The sequence below is a fragment of the Luteimonas sp. BLCC-B24 genome, assembly GCF_028550595.1.
In the GTDB taxonomy this organism is placed as follows: domain Bacteria; phylum Pseudomonadota; class Gammaproteobacteria; order Xanthomonadales; family Xanthomonadaceae; genus Luteimonas.
The window spans coordinates 26,819-41,130 of sequence record NZ_JAQQGN010000005.1; the positions used below are offsets into that span (position 1 = coordinate 26,819).

At 71.5% G+C, this 14,312-nt stretch carries 13 protein-coding genes; 1 reads left to right on the forward strand and 12 read right to left on the reverse strand.

All coding sequences use genetic code 11. From position 1 onward, the window contains the following. Positions 1-338: 338 nt before the first annotated feature. Positions 339-953: a nucleotidyltransferase family protein gene (locus tag PQS31_RS11215; protein ID WP_272762817.1), complete on the reverse strand. Its 615-nt coding sequence runs from the start codon at positions 951-953 to the stop codon at positions 339-341. Then, entirely contained in the window at positions 950-1,972 is a 1,023-nt protein-coding gene (locus PQS31_RS11220; protein ID WP_272762818.1) for an XdhC/CoxI family protein, read from the reverse strand. Before PQS31_RS11220 ends, PQS31_RS11215 begins: the two co-directional genes overlap by 4 nt. A gap of 159 nt (positions 1,973-2,131) precedes the next feature. On the opposite strand from PQS31_RS11220, the gene PQS31_RS11225 reads away from it, so the two are divergent. Then, positions 2,132-3,199, forward strand: coding sequence for an alpha/beta fold hydrolase (locus tag PQS31_RS11225; protein ID WP_272762819.1), 1,068 nt, complete (start codon positions 2,132-2,134; stop codon positions 3,197-3,199). A gap of 11 nt (positions 3,200-3,210) precedes the next feature. On the opposite strand, the gene rarD is transcribed toward PQS31_RS11225, so the two are convergent. The 10 genes from rarD to mltB all read right to left on the reverse strand — a co-directional run bounded on the left by rarD (position 3,211) and on the right by mltB (position 14,267). After that, the gene (gene rarD, locus PQS31_RS11230; protein ID WP_272762820.1) at positions 3,211-4,122 is read right to left on the reverse strand and encodes an EamA family transporter RarD; all 912 of its coding nucleotides are present in this window, start codon (positions 4,120-4,122) and stop codon (positions 3,211-3,213) included. Continuing rightward, on the reverse strand, positions 4,119-5,057 hold the full coding sequence (gene yedA / locus PQS31_RS11235) for a drug/metabolite exporter YedA (protein WP_272762821.1): 939 nt from the start codon (positions 5,055-5,057) through the stop codon (positions 4,119-4,121). The genes rarD and yedA overlap by 4 nt, the downstream gene beginning before the upstream one ends. Before the next feature lie 479 nt (positions 5,058-5,536). Continuing rightward, complete coding sequence (locus PQS31_RS11240) at positions 5,537-7,729, reverse strand: carboxy terminal-processing peptidase (RefSeq protein WP_272762822.1); 2,193 nt, start codon at positions 7,727-7,729, stop codon at positions 5,537-5,539. A 181-nt stretch (positions 7,730-7,910) separates the two neighbouring features. Then, entirely contained in the window at positions 7,911-8,915 is a 1,005-nt protein-coding gene (gene lipA, locus PQS31_RS11245; protein ID WP_272762823.1) for a lipoyl synthase, read from the reverse strand. Between the two features lie 79 nt (positions 8,916-8,994). Next, positions 8,995-9,666: a lipoyl(octanoyl) transferase LipB gene (gene lipB, locus PQS31_RS11250; RefSeq protein ID WP_272762824.1), complete on the reverse strand. Its 672-nt coding sequence runs from the start codon at positions 9,664-9,666 to the stop codon at positions 8,995-8,997. Further along, on the reverse strand, positions 9,663-10,127 hold the full coding sequence (locus tag PQS31_RS11255; RefSeq protein ID WP_272762825.1) for a BLUF domain-containing protein: 465 nt from the start codon (positions 10,125-10,127) through the stop codon (positions 9,663-9,665). The genes lipB and PQS31_RS11255 overlap by 4 nt, the downstream gene beginning before the upstream one ends. A 16-nt stretch (positions 10,128-10,143) precedes the next feature. Continuing rightward, positions 10,144-10,422 carry a DUF493 family protein gene (locus tag PQS31_RS11260; protein WP_272762826.1) on the reverse strand — a complete coding sequence of 93 codons (279 nt, stop codon included), beginning with the start codon at positions 10,420-10,422 and terminating at the stop codon, positions 10,144-10,146. Between the two features lie 100 nt (positions 10,423-10,522). Beyond that, positions 10,523-11,740, reverse strand: a complete 1,218-nt coding sequence (locus PQS31_RS11265) for a D-alanyl-D-alanine carboxypeptidase family protein (protein ID WP_272763043.1) — start codon at positions 11,738-11,740, stop codon at positions 10,523-10,525. 86 nt (positions 11,741-11,826) lie between these two features. Next, a complete protein-coding gene (locus PQS31_RS11270; RefSeq protein ID WP_272762827.1) occupies positions 11,827-13,140 on the reverse strand; it encodes a septal ring lytic transglycosylase RlpA family protein in 1,314 nt (437 codons plus the stop codon). Then, positions 13,137-14,267, reverse strand: coding sequence for a lytic murein transglycosylase B (mltB, locus tag PQS31_RS11275; RefSeq protein WP_272762828.1), 1,131 nt, complete (start codon positions 14,265-14,267; stop codon positions 13,137-13,139). Before mltB ends, PQS31_RS11270 begins: the two co-directional genes overlap by 4 nt. Positions 14,268-14,312 lie beyond the last annotated feature (45 nt).

A 14,312-nucleotide genomic window follows, 5' to 3' on the forward strand; every position in this document is an offset into this window, starting at 1 on the left:
CGATGCCCGGTCCGCGCCCCGGGCGACCGGGCGCGGGCGTCACCGCAGGCGCGGGCTTGCGCGCGAGCGCATGCCCGACAGGGCGATCGGACGCGACGCAAGGTGCGTCCACCGCCTCGCGCACCGGCGCACGGCCCCACACGGTGGCATCGACCGACGCCGCGACGCGATGGCGCACGGATGACGACGGGCCCTGCCCTCCCGCCATCCGCGAACGGGCGCGCGCGCGACGAGATGCGCGCACTGTCACGGGATGCGGCAACACCTCGCCGATCCCGCATCGCGGCGGACGCCCCGGCGCCTTCCGCCGCCGTGATCGCTCGGATCACCCGACGCCATCACGGGTCGCGATCGAGCAGGCCGTCCACCTGCGCCGCGCGCAGTGCCTCGGGCGTGTCGACATCGCGCGCCAGCGCGGGTTCGCGCAGGCGGAACAGCGCGTTCTCGGGCAACGCGGCGAGCAGCGCGCCGAACCCGCGGTCGCCTGCCAGCGCCTCCACCTGCGCGAACAGCGCCGGCGACAGCACGGCCGGTGCGCCGGGACGCGCGCCGTGCATCACCGCCCCGCAGCCGGACGGCGCGGCGCCTGCGCCCTCGAGCAGTGCGCGCAGATGGCGTGCATCGAGCGCCGGCTGATCGATGCCGGTGACCAGCACCGGGCCGCGATGTCCCCGCAGCGCGCGTCCCGCGGCGCGCAGGCTGGCCGACAGCCCCGTGTGCCAGTCCGCAACCGCGTGCAGTTCGGCATGCGGGGGCCACGCAGGCCGCGCGGCCGCCACCGCGTCGCGCGATGCGCCGAGCATGACCAGCAGCCGGCAGGGACCGGTGTCGCCGACCAGGCGCACGGCGCGTGCGACCAGCGTCTCACCGTCACGCCGCAGCAGTTGTTTGGGCTGCCCGAGCCGCGTGCTGCCGCCGGCGGCGAGCACGATCGCCGCATGCGGTGCGGTCACGTTCGACGACCGTGGCGCCAGGCCTGCAACTGCGCGGCGATGCTCAAGGCGATGGCCTCGGCGCCCCGTCCGCCGAGATCCAGCCCGACCGGCGAATGCAGGCGCGCACGCAGCGCCGCGTGCGGCGCGCTGGTCAGCAGCCGGAACAGATCCTCGCAGCGCCGTCTCGGCCCGAGCAGACCGACGAAGGGAACGTGCGTCGCGGACAAGGCGTCGAGTGCATCGAGATCGAGTTCGAAGTTGTGGTGCATCACCAGGGCAGCGTCGTAGGACGGCCCATCGACGAGTGCAGCCGCGACGCCGTCCGCGCGGTGCGTGTCCGCGAGCGCAGCGAGGGACTGCCAGCGTGCGCGCGCTTCGACGAGGGTGGTGCGCCATCCCAGGTCGCGCAGCAGCGGCAGCAGCATCGGCGTCTCGGGGCCACCGCCGCACAGCAGCAGCTGCGGCCGCGCGGCGGACGACAACGTCCAGGTCTCGACCGACATCCATCCGGGCGCGGCGGCGTCGAGGCGCCAGGCCTGGGCCTGCGCCCCGGCGCCGAGCGCGACGCGTCCGTCCTGCCCGATCGACCACCGCATGTCGCCGTCGCCGTCCAGCCACGCCTGCAGCGGCGCCTGCACACCCGGCAGCTGCGCGACCGGCAGCAGGGCCAGGCGCAGGCGCCCGCGGCAACCGAGCGCCGAGCCCGACAGCAGCGCGGCGTCGTCGCGGGTGTCGATCTCCATCCAGCCGATCCGCCCGCTGGCGGCCACCTCGCCGGCGCAGCGTGCGATCTCCGGCTCCAGGCATCCGCCGCTGAGCCAGCCCAGCTGGGTCGTCCCCGGCCCGAACCGCGCCATCGCCCCGGCCCCCGCGTAGGTGGACCCGTCGGTCTCGAGCACCAGCGCCAAAGTGGCGGGGCTGCCCGCGCCTGCGGCTGCGCAGACGGCGGCGGCGACGACGTGGGCGGGCGCGGGGCGTGGCTGCGGTTCGCCGAGCGAGTCGGCGTCGGGCGCGTGCGGATCGGCGGAGGCAGGCATCGCCGCACTCTGCCAGAGACGCCGCCCCGGCGGTGCCACGACGGCCCGGTCCGGCACTCCGATGAACGGCGCCCGGCTGTCATGCCACTGTCATTCGCCTGCGATAGCGCGGCCGCCGCCCCCGTCGTTAGCCTGCCCGGCCCTTCGCTGCCCCCGCCCATGCGCCGCCTCGCCGCCCTCGCCCTTCTCTGCCTGCTGCTGGCCGGTTTTTCCTCGTGGCCCGGGCTGCCCAACACGCTGGCCGCGCACCTGGTCGCGCCGTCGGGCGCGTCGCCGTTGCTGCCGGTGGATCGCATCGAAGCCGCCTACGCGCGCCTGCCCGCGCGCAGCGGCCACGTGACGACCTCGGCCGGCGTGCGGCTGTTCTGGCGCGCGCTCGATCCCGGCGACTACCGCATGCGGTACACCTGGTCGCGCCCGGCCGACGATCCGCACGGCATCGCGTTCGACCTGGATTTCGACACGCCCACCGTTCCTGCGCCGGCGCCGCGCGGCACGGTCCTGCTGCTGCACGGCTGGATGATGGACGGCGGCTCACTGCTGCCGTGGTCGCTGGCACTGGGCCAGGCCGGCTATCGCACCGTCGCGATCGACCTGCGCAATCACGGCCACTCCGGCCGGGGGCCGTCCGGCTACGGCACGCGGGAAGCACACGACGTCGTCGATGTCGTGGCCGCACTGCGCGCACGCGGCGAGATCACCGGGCCGCTGCATGTGTTCGGGGTGTCGTACGGCGCCGCGACGGCGCTGTTCGCCTCGGCCGATCCGCGCCTGGGCGCCGCGCGCATCGTCGCGCTGGAATCCTTCGACAACGCCGGCGCGGCGATCCGCGCCATGGTGCCGCACATGCTCGACGAAACCGGCGGCGCATGGACCGCCCGGCTCACCCGCACCTGGCTGCGCTGGCGCATCGATGCGCAGGTGGTGGATGCCGCCGTGGTCCGCGCAGGCGAAACGCTGGACCTGCCGCTGGACCAGGTGGACGTGGGCGCCGCCCTGGCCGGCACTCCGGCCTGCGTCCTGCTGGTGCACGGCAGCGCCGACCGCCACGTGCCGGTGGCCCACGGCCGCGCCCTGGCGGCGGCGGTGCCGGAGGCGCGCTATCTCGAACTGGCCGGCGAGGATCATCTCAGCCTGCCGATGCAGCTCGAGCGCCTGGCGCCGTCGGTGATCGACTGGTTCGGCGCGCCGGCCTGTCCCACCACGGCACGGGTGGCCGCCGGCTGAGGGCGCCGGCCTCAGGCCTGCTGCGCGACGATCCGGCGACGCGACTGCAGATAGCCGTCGACCGCGAACACCACCAGCCCGGCCCAGATGAAACCGAAGCCCGCCGCGCGGTCCACGCCGAAGGCCTCACCGAAGAAGAACACGCCCAGCAGCAGCTGCAGCGTCGGCCCGATGTACTGCAGCAGGCCGATCGTGGTCAGCGGCACGCGCCGCACCGCGTAGGCGAAACAGATCAGCGGAATCGCGGTCAGCGCCCCGCCCATCACCAGCAACAGATCGGTGACGCCGCCCCAGCGCAGCGAGAAAAACCCGCCGCCCCCCTGGCTCTCGAACCAGACCAGCGCCAGCACCGCCGGGCCGAACACGAACAGGTTCTCGACGCCGAGTCCCTGCACCGCTTCGACGGCCGCGAACTTGCGGATCAGGCCGTACAACGCGAACGAGGTCGCCAGGCACAGCGCGATCCACGGAAAGCTGCCGTAGTTGAAGGTCAGCCACAGCACGCCGCAGCCGGCCAGCACGACGGCGATCCACTGTGGCGGCGAAAGCCGCTCACGCAGGAACAGCACGCCGATCACCACATTGAGCAGCGGATTGATGAAGTAGCCCAGGCTGGCCTCGACCACGTGTCCACTGTTGACGGCCCAGACGTAGAGGCTCCAGTTCGCCGCGATCAGCACGCCCGACATCGCCAGCATGCCGGCCAGACGCGGCTGGGCGAGGATCTCGCGCAGCCAGCCGCGGCCCTGGCGGAGGGTGAGAAAGGCCGCCACCAGGATCGCGCACCAGATCGAGCGGTGCAGCACGATCTGCAGCGACGGCACATGCCGCAGCAGATGCCAGTACAGCGGCATCAGACCCCAGATGACGAACGCGGCGACCGCGATCCACAGCCCGCGGCGGCTCTGCGCAGCGTCGATCACGCCTCCTCTCCGGCGACCGCTGCCGCGGGCGTCGGTGCAGCTTTCCTGGCGCGTGCGCGGCCGAGCGTGATCGCGACCACCGCGAGCAGGATCACCGCCATCGCGCCGAGATCGTTGACGTGGAAGCGCTCGGCCGCCAGCCATGCCCCGAGCAGCACCGCGATCGCCGGATTGACGTAGGCGTAGCTGCCGGCCAGCGTCGGGCGCACGTTGTGCAGCAGCCAGACATAGGCGGTGAAGCCGATGATCGAACCGAACGAGGTCAGATAGGCCAGCGACAGCGCGCCCTTGAGCGTCGGCCACGCATGGAAGCGCTCACCGATCAGCAGCCCCGCGGCGAGAATGATCACTCCGCCGGCCAGCATCTGCGCCGCCGCGGCCATGAACGGCGACGGCAGATCACGGCCCCGGCTCCACACCGAGCCGAACGCCCAGGCCAGCGGCGCGATCAGCAGTGCGACCAGGCCCACCGGCGTGCCGGTCAGCGAGCTGCCGGCGTTGAGCCACAGCACCCCGACGAAGCCGATGGCCAGGCCCGCCCATTCGATCCTCGAAGGCCGGTCGCCGCGCATCGCCGAGAACAGCGCGATCCAGATCGGCGCCGAGGCGACCGCCACGGCGGCCAGGCCCGAGGACACGCTCTGCTCGGCGATGCAGACCATGCCGTTGCCCAGGCCCAGCAGCAGCACGCCCATCGCCAGCAGCGTGGGCCATTGCGCGCGTGTGGGTGCGGGCACACCGCGCAGGCGCAGCGCCGCATACATCAGGCCGCCGGCCACCACGAAGCGCGCGCCCGCCATCAACAGTGGCGGATACCCGCCCTCGAGCGCGAAGCGGATCGCCAGATACGTCGACCCCCAGACGAGATAGACCGCCCCCAGCGCCAGCGCGATGGACAGAACCGAGGCGGAACGGGACACCGGCGCGACGCTCATGGGGATTCCGGGGGAAGACGAGACACCCGCGCACGCGGGAGCGGAATTCTACGCCTGCGCCCTGTTGCACGGCTGGAACGGTGGTGTTGCAGCGGGATGGCGACGGGCGGGGTCGCGGCGCCGCCGCGCGCGCCGGACATGGAGACCGTTCCCTGCGAACGACGGCCCGCCGGTGGACGCGCGCACGCGCGAGGGGACCGGACATGCGCCATCCGTGGGAGCGCGCGCCCCTGCGAGGAGGACGTCGGGGCTCGGCGCGCATCGAAGCGACGGGATCGATGGGCGTTGCACACGCGATCGACTGCGTCCGACGCCGTGCCCCGCACCGCAGGAGCGCCCGCGGACCTCGGCTGAAACGCACCCTGGCGCACGCGGGGCCCGCCGGAGCGCGCGAGGGCGTTCCTGCGGGAGCGGGCATGGCGCACGAAAAAACCGCCGCGATCGCTCACGGCGGTTTCGACGTCACACGGCTGCTCGCTTCAGCGTGCCCAGCGTCCCGGTGCGGTCGACACCGGCAGCACCGTCGCCGACAGCTGGCGATCCGCATTGAGCAGGCGCACCGCGTCGGCCAGGATGGCGGCCGATTCCCGCAGCAGCGGGTCCGGGCGCTCTTCGGCGGCCTTCTCCAGCCGGTTCTGCTGGGCGATCGCACGCTCGCTGGCCTGCAGTCCATCGTCGCTGGAGTCGTCGGCCAGCGGATCGAGCTCGAGTCCCAGCGCGCGACGCTCTTCCTGACGCGCCTGGCGCCGCTCGGCCTGGCGGTCGCGCTCGGCGCGGCGCTCGGCCTCGTTGAGCGAGACGTACTTCTTCTCGCGCTCGGCGCGGAACTCGGCGATGTCCTCGGCCCACCACACGAACTCGCGGTCGGTGGCGACCCGCGCCTCGTGCGAGGCCTCCAGCTTCGGCAGCAGCGAGGAGAAATCGCCGTACTGCGTATGCGGCACCGCGGCGATGCGGGTCCACGGCAGCGCGTTGTCGTAAGTGCTTTCGCCGAACTCGGTCGCGTCCACGGTCACCGGGAAGTGGATATCCGGCTCGACGCCCTTGTTCTGCGTGCTGCTGCCGCCGGGCAGGAAGAACTGCGCGATCGTCAGCTTGACCTGGCCGTAGCGCTGGGTCTCGTTGGCGGGCCAGCGGTCGAGGTCGACGAGATTCTGCACGGTGCCCTTGCCGAAGGTGGTCTCACCGATGATCAGGCCCCGGCCGTAATCCTGGATCGCGCCGGCGACGATTTCCGAGGCCGATGCCGAGCCGCGGTTGATCAGCACGGCCAGCGGACCGTCCCAGGCCACGCCCGGATCGCGATCGGCCTGCACGCCGACGCGGCCGCCGGATTCGCGCACCTGCACCACCGGGCCCTGGTCGATGAAGAGGCCGGTCAGCTCGACCGCCTCGTTGAGCGAGCCGCCGCCGTTGTTGCGCAGATCCAGCACCACGCCGTCCACGCGCTTGGCCTTGAACTCCTCGAGCAGGCGCGCGACGTCACGGGTGGCCGAGGCATATTCGCCGTTACGGCTGCGACGGCCTTCGAAGTCCTGGTAGAACGCCGGCAGCTTGATCACGCCGATCTGCTTCTCGCGTCCGCCCGCCTCGTCGGCCGGCAGAGTCAGCGTCTGCGCCTTGGCGGCCTGTTCTTCCAGGCGCACGCGCGCGCGGGTGAGCGTGATGCGCACCGGCTCGCTGTCGAGCGTGGCCTCGGCCGGCACCACGTCGAGACGCACCTGGGTGTCCTTGGGGCCCTTGATCTTCTCGACCACGTCGTCGATGCGCCAGCCCACCACGTCTTCCATCGGCCCGCTGGTGCCCTGGCCGACGCCGACGATGCGGTCGCCGGGCTTGAAGCGGTTGCTCAGCGCCGCCGGGCCGCCGGCGATGACCTCTCGGATCACCACCACGTCGTCCTGCTTCTGCAACTGCGCGCCGATCCCCTCCAGCGACAGCGACATGTTCTGGTTGAACAGGCGCGCGGCACGCGGATTGAAGTAATCGGTATGCGGATCGATGGCACCGGTATACGCGTTGAGGAAGCTGCTGAACGCGTCCTCTTCATTGAGCGAGGCGACCGTATTGCCCATGTTGAGATAGCGCCGGTCGAGCGTCTTGCGGATGTCCTCCGGCGTCTTGCCGGCCAGCTGCAGGCGCAGCCAGTCGTTGCGCACCGACTGCCGCCACAGCGCGTCGAGCTCGGCCGGATCGGATGCCCACTCGGCATCCTTGCGGTCGTACTCCCAGCGGTCGTTTCCGGAGAAGTCGAAGATGTCCTGGCCGAGCAGGTCGCGCGCGTACTGGGTGCGTTCGGCCACGCGGGTCTTGTAGAGCGCGAAGATTTCCAGCGCCGGCGCGATCTCGCCATTGCGCACCGCGACGCCCATGCGCGAGCGCAGCGGCTCGAAGCGGCTCACGTCCTGGCGGGTGAAGAACAGCTTGCCCGCATCGAGGTTCTCGAAATAACTGTCGAAGATCTCGCTCGACATCGTCGCGTCCATCGCCCGCGGGCGGTACGCGTAGCGGCTGTCCGACAGCAGGCCGTAGACCAGCTTGGACGCGGCCACCTGGTCGGCGCTCGGTGCCGCCGGCACATCCGTGATCGCGTCCGGGCGCGCCATCAGGGCAAGCGGCACGGCCAGCGCCAGGGCGATCACGGAAGCGGAAACGACGCGGGAAGCTTTCATTCGGGATCCTGGAAAACGGCTGCGGTGATCATGCGACATGCGATCGAGCCTGTCGCGTGAACAGACTGCATGACAGTGCCGAAAGTTTCAGATCGCACGCATCCGACTCTACGGGCGCGGCGGGGCCGGGGTATGAACCGTGCCGATCCGGCCGACCGGCCGGCCCGCGTCGCGGCCGCCCTCAGGCGGCGACGCCGGCCCCGATGGCCTGCTGGTCGGCGTGGTAGGACGACCGCACCAGCGGACCGGACGCGACGTGGCTGAATCCCAGCGCCATGCCGTAGTCCTCGAGGGCCTTGAACTCCTCCGGCGTCCAGTACCGCAGCACCGGATGGTGGTGCGCGCTCGGCTGCAGGTACTGGCCGATCGTCACCATGTCGACGTCGTGCGCCCGCAGGTCGCGCAGCGTGCCCTGCACCTGCTCCATCGTCTCGCCGAGGCCGAGCATGATGCCAGACTTGGTCGGCACGTCCGGATGCTGCGCCTTGAACTTCTTCAGCAGATCGAGCGACCACTGGTAATCCGCACCCGGGCGCACGTTGCGGTACAGGTCCGGCACCGTCTCGACGTTGTGGTTGAACACGTCGGGCGGATCGGACTTGAGGATCTCCAGCGCGCGCTCCATGCGGCCCTTGCCGCGGAAGTCGGGCGTGAGGATCTCGATGCGGATGTGCGGCGACCGCGCGCGGGTCTCGCGGATGCAGTCGACGAAATGCTGGGCACCGCCGTCGCGCAGGTCGTCGCGGTCGACCGACGTGATCACCACGTACTTCAGACCCATGTCGGCGATGGTGTTCGCGAGGTTCAGCGGCTCGCGCGCGTCGGGCGGCTTCGGCCGGCCGTGGGCGACGTCACAGAACGAGCAGCGGCGGGTGCAGACCTCGCCCAGGATCATGAACGTCGCGGTGCCGTGGCCGAAGCACTCGTGGATGTTCGGGCAGCTCGCCTCTTCGCAGACCGTGACCAGGCGGTTTTCGCGCAACTTGGCCTTGAGCGCGGCGACCGCGCCGTTGGACGGGATGCGCACGCGGATCCACGAGGGCTTGCGCAGCACCGGCGCGTCGGCGAACTGCACCGGCGAGCGCGCGATCTTGTCGCCGGCCACCTGTTTGACGCCGGCCTGCAACGACGGCGGCGGCGCGGCCACCACCTGCAGCGGAATCGATTTGTCGGCGGGTCGGGACATGGCGCACCAGGGGACGGGCGGAGGGTCATTGTAGGCGCCCGGTCCGGCACTGTCTTGCCGGCGCCGGAGACGCTGCGTGTCATTCAGCCGGCGCGAGCACCGGTGCGGGCGCGTCGACGAGCGCGAGTCCGAACTGCGCGGCCAGGTGATCGAGCAACCGGGGCGCGACACCCTCGAGCGAGGACGGACCGCCCAGATCGCCCAGCGACACCACCTGCAGGCCCTGATAGCCGCAGGGATTGATGCGCCGGAACGGCTCGAGATCCATGGCGACGTTGAACGCGAGGCCGTGGAAGCTGCGGCCGCGGCGGACGCGGATGCCGAGGGCGGCGATCTTGGCGTCGGCGACGTAGACACCGGGCGCACCGTCGCGGCGCACGGCCTCGATGTTCCAGTCGCCCAGGGTGTCGATGATCGCCTGCTCGATCCGGCACACGTAGTCGCGCACGCCGATCTTCAGCCGCGGCAGATCCAGCAGCGGATACACCACCAGCTGGCCCGGCCCGTGGTAGGTCACCTGACCGCCGCGATCGACCTGGACCACCGGGATGTCGCCGGGCGCGAGCACGTGCTCGGGCTTGCCGGCCTGCCCCAGCGTGAACACCGGATCGTGTTCGACGACCCAGAGCTCATCGGGCGTCGCGGCAGCGCGCGCGTCGGTGAAGCGCTGCATCGCCCGCCACACCGGGACATAGGGCTGACGGCCGAGCCGGCGCACGTGCGCGGGGCGGATGTCGGGCGCCAGGCTCATCGCGCGTGCACCAGGCGAAGGCCGCCGGCGCCGTGTGCGTCGACCGGCTCGCCGCCCAGGAATGCGCGCAGGCTGGCGGCCACCGGATCGGCGCCCGCCCCCTCGAGCGCGCGCAGCGCGGCGTGATCGGTCTCGATGCCGACGAAGGCCAGGGCCCCGTCGCCGAGCGGCGCCTCGGCCCAGGCCATGCGCCAGTCGGGCAACAGCCGCGTCGCCCGCTCGCGGCGGATGACCAGTTGCACGCCGCAATGGCGCGGGTCCTGGACGATGCGCGAGTACAACGCCTCGACGGCGGTCACCGGCCCTTCGAGCAGCTGCATGAACAGCCCGTCGCGCAGGAGCAGCACGCCGCCGACATCGCAGCCCGCGTTGTGCGCACGCGACTGGTGCAGCAGACGGATCATGTCGGCCGCGGTGAATTCGTACAGCTGGCCGCTGCGGTAGAGCAGCTGGCGGATCATGCTGCGTGCACGGCGCCTACAGCGTCCATTTGACCTCGGGGTGTTCGCGCAGGGCGACGTGCGCCGCGTCGTACTGCGCGCGCGATTCGGCCTTGAAACTCAACTTGATCGACACGTAGCGGCCGGTGCTGGAGCCGCGCGCGGTGACCGTCTCGTGCAGCACGGTGAGGCCGGCAGCGACCAGCAGGCGCGGGATCTCGGCTTCGAGGCCGGCACCGGCCGGCCCCATCGCGGTGATCTCGAAGACCCCGGGAAACTGGAAGCCGTGCTCGGGATTGTCGGAAGAAATGTCCATCGGCGGATTATCGGGGCGTTGCCGCGTGAACCCAAGCGGGCGGAAACGACGGAGGCCGGCGAATGCCGGCCTCCGGGTGCAGCACGGGCCGCGCGGGCGGTCAGGACTTCCACCACATCAGGAACTCGTGCCACAGCCGCTTGAAGAAGCCGGCCTCCTCCACCGCCTCCAGCGCGACCAGCGGCCGTTCGGCGATGACCTTGCCGTCGAGCTCGACGCGCACGGTGCCGATCTGCTGACCCTTCTCGATCGGCGCGACGAGGGTCTGCGGAATGTCCATCGACGGCTTGAGCTGTGCGTACTTGCCGCGCGGCATCGACACCAGCATCGGCTCGGCGACGCCCAACTGCACCTCGTTGGTCTTGCCCTTCCACACCTGCTGGGTGGAGACCGCCTTGTCGGCGTCGTACACGGCGTGGGTTTCGAAGAAGCGGAAACCCCAGTTCAGCAGCGCCAGCGAATCGGTGGCGCGCTGCGCCTCGCTGGTCGACCCCATGACCACCGAGATCAGACGCTGGTCGCCGCGCAGCGCCGAGGCCATCAGGCAGTAGCCGGCGCCGGAGTGATGACCGGTCTTGATGCCGTCGACGCTGTCGTCGCGCCACAACAGCCGGTTGCGGTTGTGCTGGGTGATCGGGCCGACGGTGAACTCGCGGATCTTGTTGTGCGCGTACTCCTCGGGAAAATCGCGCACCATCGCGCGGCCGAGGATCGCCAGATCGCGCGCGGTCGAATAGTGCTCCGGGCCGGACAGGCCGGTGGCGTTGGTGAAGTTGGAATTCTGCATGCCGATGCGCTTGGCATAGGCGTTCATCAGCTGGGCGAACGACTCCTCGCTGCCGGCCACGTGCTCGGCCAGCGCGATCGCGGCGTCGTTGCCCGACTGCACCACCATGCCGATTTCCATGTCCAGCAGGCGCGCGGTCTGGTTGACCGGGAAGCCGCTGTAGCTGCCGTCGGTACCGGCGCCGCCCTTGCGCCAGGCGTTCTCGGTCATCATCACCTGGTCGTCGACGGTGATCTTGCCGGCGGCCAGTTCGGCGGCGATGACGTAGCTCGTCATCACCTTGGTGATGCTGGCCGGCTCGACGCGCGCGTCGACATTGTCGCCCGCCAGCACCTGGCCGGTGGCGTAGTCCATGACCAGCCAGGCGGTGCCGGTGACCGACGGCGGCGGTGGCGTGGGCAGATCGTCGCTGAGCGCGGGCGCGGCGCCGGCCTGGGCGGCGGGCGTCGGGGTCGCCGGGCGAGGCGTCGGCGCGGGATCCTGGGCGACGGCGATCCCCACCGTCGCGACGGCCACCGCGGCCAGCAGCATGCGCGAAACGACTACAGACACGTTCATCGGGTAGAGCACTCCGGAGGGCCGGCCGATCGGGCCGGCGAATGACGGGATATCGAGGTTCAGTCGCGCACGACGGTCGGGGCGCCGAAGCCCAGACCGGCGACGCGAGACGAGAGTTCGGCCACGCGCGCGGCGTCCACCGGTCCCACGCGCAGACGCCAGACCGGCTTGCCGGCCGCGGAGCCGTCGTGCAACTGGGCGGCCGTGATGCCGGCGCCGCGCAGGGTAGCGAGCGCGCGCTCGGCATTGGCGCGCGCACCGAAAGCGGCCACCTGCAGAGTCACGCTGCCGGTCGCGGGCGCGGCGGCCGGCGCCGCGGCGGCCACGGCGACCGGGGTCTGCGGAACGGCCGCCGGCGACGCGCCCGGATCGATCGGCACCTGGCGTCCGTTCTCGAGCTTGAGCCCACGGGCGGCGAGCCAGGCATCGAAATCATCGGCCGTCATCACCCGGCCGTTCTGGTACATGTTGAAACGCCCGTCCGCGGCGCTGGCCTGGGCCGGCGACGGCGCGGGGCGCTCACCGGCACGCGCGCTGGCGATCGGCAGGGCCTCGACAATGGCATCGATCGCGCTGCCGGCCGGAGTGGGCGCCGGCGCCGCGGCCACGGGGGGCGACGCGGCCCGCGTGCCCGAGGTGCGTGCGCGTCGCGCGGGAGGGGCCGCGGGCGCCGCGGCGACCGCGTCCCAGGTCTGGCGTGCGTTCTCGCCGGGGCTCAAGGCACGTACCTCGACCCGACCGGTGCCGGCGGGATGGATGCCGATCTTGACCGCCGCCGCGTAACTCAGATCGACGACGCGGCCCTCGTGGAACGGGCCGCGGTCGTTGACCCGCACGACCACCGACTCGCCGGTGTCGAGGTTGGTCACCCGCGCGAAGCTCGGCAGCGGCAGCGACTTGTGCGCCGCGGTGAACGCATACATGTCGTAGACCTCGCGGTTGGAGGTCAGGCGCCCATGGAATTTCGCCCCGTAGTACGAGGCGGTGCCGGTCTCGACGAACTCGCTGTGGTCGTCGAGCACGTGATAGGTCTTGCCCAGCACCTGGTAGGGACTGCGATTGCCGATCGGCGAGCGCGGCAGGTCGACGACCTCGGGCTCGGGAATCAGATCGACGTTGGGCAGGTAGTCGGGCAGGCTGTCGGGCACGCCGGGGCGATACAGGCCGCCGGCCGTGTAGTGACCGCGGGTGCTCGGATCTTCCTGCGCGGGGGCATACGGCGACACGCGACGCTGGCCGGGCGCCGGCGTTCCGGCCGCCGGCGGCGCCGACACGCGCTCACCGCCCCCCGCGGTCGACCCGGCCTTCTTCGGCGCACCGGCACATCCGGCGAGCACTGCCACCGCGCACAGCGGCAGCAGCCAGCGGATCAACGGCCCACTCCCGCGCGGATCGCCTCGGCCAGCTGGTGCACCGACAGCGAGTACATCGGCGAGCGGTTGTAGCGGGTGATCACGTAGAAATTGCGATAGGCCAGCCAGTACTCCATGCCGGCGGCACCGTCGAGCGACAGCAGCGTGGCGCCCTCGGCGGTCGGCTGTCCCGGGACCGGCGTGTAGCCGCGCGCGGCAAGCGCCTGCAGCGGATACACCGGCTCCCAGTTTTCGGGCTTGAAGTCGACCGCATCGGCCGCGCGCTGTGCGCGCGCGACGACCGGTCCCCCGCGCTGCCAGCCGTGGACGACGAAGTAGTTGGCGATCGATGCGAAGACGTCGGGCGTGTGGGTCAGCAGGTCGCGCCTGCCGTCACCGTCGCCGTCCTTCGCCCACAGCCGGTAGCTCGACGGCATGAACTGGCCCATGCCCATCGCGCCGGCATAGCTGCCCTTGAGCTCGGTGAGCTGCAGTTGCGGCTCGGCCTTTTCCAGTGCGAACAGCTGGGCCAGTTCGCCGGCGAAGAACGGCGCGCGCGGCGGATAGTCGAAGGCCAGGGTGACCAGCGCATCGAGCACCTTCCAGGTGCCGGTCACGCGGCCGTAGCTGGTTTCCACGCCGATGATCGCGACGATGTACTCGGCCGGCACGCCGGTCTCGGCGGCCACGCGCTCGAGCGCGGCGCGGTGCTCGCGATAGAACGCCACGCCGCCGTTGATGCGCGCATCGTTGATGAAGATCGGGCGGTAGTCACGCCACGGCCGCACGGCTTCGGCCGGACGGCTGATCGCATCGAGGATGCGCTGCTGCACCGTGGCCTGGCCGAGCACGCGCCGGATGTGCGCCGGGTCCACACCGTAGGTCTGTGCGGTGTAGGCGACGAAATTCTCGACGCGCTGCGCGCGCGGAATCGAGGCGTCGGTGACCGATTGGGGCGCCACGGGGCGCTCGGGCGGCTGCGGCACGGGAGGCAGCAGGGCATCGGTGGGCCGCCCGGCCTCGGGCAGCGGACGGACCGTGCGGGCGTCCTCCACCTGGACGTCGGAAGAATTGACAGGAGTCGCGCAGGCCGCCAAAGCGAGCGGCAGCGCGGCCACGGTTAGTCGTAGGAACGGGCGTCGGCTCATCGGCGGCGAGGGTAGCATGCGTGCCGCAGCGCCCAACACCTGCGA

Coding starts and splice junctions, on each gene's coding strand:
- yedA (WP_272762821.1), bottom strand. CDS start 5,057: ATGAGCGTCGCGCCGGTGTCCCGTTCCGCCTCGGTTCTGTCCATCGCG.
- mltB (WP_272762828.1), bottom strand. CDS start 14,267: ATGAGCCGACGCCCGTTCCTACGACTAACCGTGGCCGCGCTGCCGCTC.
- lipA (WP_272762823.1), bottom strand. CDS start 8,915: ATGTCCCGACCCGCCGACAAATCGATTCCGCTGCAGGTGGTGGCCGCG.
- PQS31_RS11225 (WP_272762819.1), top strand. CDS start 2,132: ATGCGCCGCCTCGCCGCCCTCGCCCTTCTCTGCCTGCTGCTGGCCGGT.
- PQS31_RS11265 (WP_272763043.1), bottom strand. CDS start 11,740: ATGCTGCTGGCCGCGGTGGCCGTCGCGACGGTGGGGATCGCCGTCGCC.
- PQS31_RS11220 (WP_272762818.1), bottom strand. CDS start 1,972: ATGCCTGCCTCCGCCGATCCGCACGCGCCCGACGCCGACTCGCTCGGC.
- PQS31_RS11240 (WP_272762822.1), bottom strand. CDS start 7,729: ATGAAAGCTTCCCGCGTCGTTTCCGCTTCCGTGATCGCCCTGGCGCTG.
- PQS31_RS11260 (WP_272762826.1), bottom strand. CDS start 10,422: ATGGACATTTCTTCCGACAATCCCGAGCACGGCTTCCAGTTTCCCGGG.
- PQS31_RS11255 (WP_272762825.1), bottom strand. CDS start 10,127: ATGATCCGCCAGCTGCTCTACCGCAGCGGCCAGCTGTACGAATTCACC.
- lipB (WP_272762824.1), bottom strand. CDS start 9,666: ATGAGCCTGGCGCCCGACATCCGCCCCGCGCACGTGCGCCGGCTCGGC.